The following is a 4,011-nucleotide window of genomic DNA, read 5'->3' as shown; positions in this document are numbered from 1 at the left end:
GCTGCGCCGGCTCGCCGGCCTGCGCCGCAGCGAGGTGAGAGCCCGCGTCGGCGACCTGCTGGCCTCGGTTCGCCTCGCCGGCGCCACGGCCGAGCAGAAGTCGCGCTCGCTGTCCGGCGGCCAGCGGCAACGGGCGGCGATCGCGCGCGCCTTCGCCGGCGTGCCGAAGGTCGTCGTGCTCGATGAACCGACCTCGGCACTCGACGTCTCCGTCCAGGCGACCGTTCTCAACCTGCTCAACGACCTGCAGCGCGACAAGGACACGACCTATCTGTTCATCAGCCACGACCTCAGCGTGGTGCGCTACATGGCCGACAGGATCGGCGTGCTCTATCGCGGACGCCTGGTCGAAACCGGTTCATCCGACCAGATTTTCAAAGGCCCCAACCACCCCTATACGGCCCTGCTGCTGGCCGCTTCTTCCGATGAGGCCGAGCCGAAACTATCCGCTCCAGCCGAGATCGAGGCCACCGGTGTCCCGAACACCGGATGCGCCTTCGCCGATCGCTGCCCCCTGGTCCTGCCCGGCTGCAGAAAGGCAGAACCATCAGCCATGGAGGTTGCGGCTGGCCACCGGATCGCCTGCTGGCGGCACGGCCAGGGTTTTTGAGCGGCTCAACAGCAGTCCGAAGGTCCGCAGCAACTCGGTTTCAGCGGCAGGCAGGTCGTCCGATGCATGGAACCTCTCCGACGGCTGGCGAGGCGGTGCAACATTGTCATAGCGTGCTGATTTGCCGACACTGGAAGCCCGGAGTTCCTGGTGCCCGCGCTGGGCCTGGGTGTTTCCTCGCATACAAATATATTCGTTCATGCTAATATATTGTGGTCATGCACATTCGTTCGTGACGAACATGTGGGAGGATGCAATGAAAACCATAAATCGCAGGTCTGCAATTGCTCTCGGTGTGACGGCTGCCGCGATAACGCCTCTGTTCACCCTGGCGGCGTCCGCGAAGGTCAAGAAATATGGCCCGAAGGAAGGCAAGGAGATTGCGCCCGGTGTCAGGGTGGTTGAGGTCAGCACCGGCGACTCCGACATTCCCGCCTACAAGAGCATCGCAGTCGTCGACGTGGTGTTCCAGCCCGGCGCACACGCGCCTCAGATGGTGATGGACAATGACATGGTCTGCACCATTACTTCAGGCGCATTCACGATCAAGAAAGCCGACAAGGAATTCAAGCTCAAGGAAGGCGACATGTACACCTGCGCCAAGGGCAAGACCGACGAGGCGACGAATACAAGCAAGGAGGTCGGCGTCCATCGTATCGCCGTCCTGATACCTGCCTAGAGCATGATGCCGAAAAGTGTGAAGCGGTTTTCGGACGACATCATACTCTATCTCTTTGATTTAGAGACGGATTCAGATTTCAGCTCGATTCGACCTGAAATCATCCGGCTCTAGCAGACCGGATTCCGGCCGGATGGAAGATCGCACGCCGTCCGGCCGTCGCTCGCGTACAGCCGGATGCTGGCCTCGTCCCGCCAACGCCCTTCAGCAAGAAGATTCCGTCGCTGGTGCCAGCCGGATCGCAGTCGCATGCTCGCTTTCCGTTCAGGCACAGTGCGATACCGGAATTGGCTCTTGAACGGCCAAGTCGGACACGCGTAACATCGCGCCATCTGAATTGAGTCTGCTTTATTAGTCCGGACTACCCTCCGGATTGGTTTGGACATTTCCCTTGAACACGCAAGCAATCGGCGGCGCGCCGGAGCGCGGCAAATCGTTTGCCCATGTGGCGGAAGCCTCCTGGGGCAAGGGCCTCAGCACCTTGCTCCGCATCGTGCGCATGACGCTGCGCCATCCCTGGCAGGTCGCCATCACCATCGTCTCGACCTTTATTGCCGCGACCTTGCAGCTTTTCATTCCCCGCCTGCTGGGCCGCGCCATCGACCAGGCGCAAGGTGTGATGGCCGCGGGTGCCGGCGCTGCCGCGGAACAGGCGCTGTGGAATACGGCGCTGACGCTGCTCGTCGTCTCGATCCTGCGCGGCCTCTTCACAATGGCGCAGAACTACTATGGCGAGGCCGTCGGCCACCGCACCGGCTATGAACTGCGCCTGGCTTTCTACGAGAAGATCCAGCGCCTGAGCTTCGCCTACCACGACAGGGTCCACACCGGCGATCTCATCACGCTCGGCCTGCTCGATCTCGACGGCGTGCGCATGTTCTTTTCCACCGGCATTTTGCGCGTGGTGCTGCTCGGCGTGCTGATCGGCGTCGGCGCCTATCTCCTGGTCAGCACCGATCCCGTGCTCGGGTTGCTCAGTCTGAGCTTCGTGCCGTTCGTCGCCTGGCGGTCCTCGGTCACCCAGCTCAAACTGCGCAGCACCTGGCTGACGTTGCAGGAGCGCCTCTCGGTGCTGAGCCGGGTGATGGATGAGAACCTCGGCGGTATCCGTGTCGTGCGCGCTTTCGCAGCGCAGCGGCATGAGCTGGAAAAATTCGATCGCGCCAAGCGCGATGCACTGGACCTCGCCAATCAGCGCGTCGACATCCGCGTCGCCAACACCAGCGCCATGAATTTCTCGTTCCTGGCCGCCATGGGGCTGGTCCTGTGGTTCGGCGGCCAGAAGGTGATCGCAGGCCAGATCAGCGTCGGCACGCTGGCGCAGTTCCTCACCTTCATGACCATCTTGCAGATGCCGGTGCGCCAGCTCGGGCTGATGGTCAACTCCTTCGCGCGCGCCTCGACCTGCGGCACCCGGCTGTTCGAACTGCTCGACGCCGAGCTCGACATCGAGGACGCGCCCGGCGCCAGGGATCTCGTCGTCAGCGACGGCGTGCTGCGCTTCGACAATGTCGGCTTTCGCTATGAGGGCGCAGGCGGCCGGCCGACGCTGTCCGGCATCTCCTTCGAGGCCCGGTCCGGCGAGACCATCGGCATTGTCGGCCCACCGGGCAGCGGCAAGTCGACCATCGCGCATCTGATCCCGCGTTTCTACGACGTCACTTCGGGTTCGATCACCATCGACGGCCAGGACATTCGTGAGGTGACGCTGAAATCGCTGCGCAAGGCCGTCGGCGTCGTGCAGCAGGACGCGTTCCTGTTCACCACCTCGATCGAGAACAACATCGCCTATGGCAATCCCTGGGCGCGCGAGACCCGCATCGGGCAGGCAGCCGAGTACGCCCAGCTGCACAATTACATCATGGGCCTCCCGGCCGGTTACACCACGGTTGTCGGCGAGCGCGGCGCGTCGCTTTCCGGTGGCCAGCGGCAGCGCCTGACCATTGCGCGGAGCCTGATGCTGCGGCCATCGGTGCTGGTCTTCGACGATTCGACCGCGGCAATAGATGCCGGTACCGAACAGCGCATCCGGGCGGCGATGAAGCGCTTCGCCAGGGACCGCGTCACGCTCATCATCTCGCACCGGCTGAGCTCGCTGATGCATGCCGACCAGATCCTGTTCGTCGAGGGTGGCCGGATCGTCGAGCGCGGCACGCACGAGGAACTGCTGGCGCTCGGTGGCCGCTATCGCGCGCTCTACGATTTGCAGCTGCGGCCGGACGATGAGCGGCCTGTCGTGGCGGGAGCCGCATGATGTCGACACAGGCCGACGACGACAAGGAAGATACCAGCCGCCGGCCGACAAGGGCTGTCGTGGGCTCGCATCGCGACGAGGAAGAAGTCTTCGGCAAGGCCTACGACCCGCGCATCGTCAGGCGCATCTGGAGCTTCGTGAGACCGTATCAGAGCCGGATCTTCATCTCGGTCGCCGCAGTGCTGGTGTTCACGCTGACGCAATTGGCGATCCCGCTGGTCATCCGCTACGCCATCGACCACGGCATGACGGCGGGCAGGCTCGACCAGCCGGTGATGATCGCAGCGATCATCACTTTCGCCGTCATCATCCTGATCAACTATGCCGCCTCCTATGTGCAGGAAAGCGTCGTCGGCAAAGTGGCCGAGAACGTGCTCTCCGACCTGCGCCGGGCCATGTTCAGCCATCTGCAGCGGGTCTCGTTGAGCTTCATGGACAAGACCGAGGTCGGGCGGCTGATGTCGCGCC

4 protein-coding genes are annotated in these 4,011 nt (G+C 63.3%); all 4 read left to right on the top strand.

Features of this window, described 5'->3' with window-relative positions; genetic code table 11:
• The coding region (locus EN939_RS39755) for an oligopeptide/dipeptide ABC transporter ATP-binding protein (protein WP_164751178.1) at window positions 1-610 on the top strand (610 nt) is incomplete at its 5' end.
• Window positions 611-866: 256 nt separating this feature from the next.
• On the top strand, window positions 867-1,289 hold the full coding sequence (locus EN939_RS24040) for a cupin domain-containing protein (RefSeq protein WP_127270176.1): 423 nt from the start codon (window positions 867-869) through the stop codon (window positions 1,287-1,289).
• Between the two features lie 391 nt (window positions 1,290-1,680).
• On the top strand, window positions 1,681-3,543 hold the full coding sequence (locus EN939_RS24030; protein ID WP_127270175.1) for an ABC transporter ATP-binding protein: 1,863 nt from the start codon (window positions 1,681-1,683) through the stop codon (window positions 3,541-3,543).
• Window positions 3,543-4,011 (top strand): ABC transporter transmembrane domain-containing protein (locus tag EN939_RS24025; RefSeq protein WP_245473151.1); only part of this gene is annotated, 469 nt, incomplete at its 3' end. The genes EN939_RS24030 and EN939_RS24025, both read left to right, overlap by 1 nt.

The organism is Mesorhizobium sp. M7A.F.Ca.CA.002.05.1.1, from assembly GCF_003998335.1.
GTDB lineage: Bacteria > Pseudomonadota > Alphaproteobacteria > Rhizobiales > Rhizobiaceae > Mesorhizobium.
The sequence above is the reverse complement of the archived record's forward strand: the minus strand, read 5'-3'. Positions and strand labels throughout refer to the sequence as shown.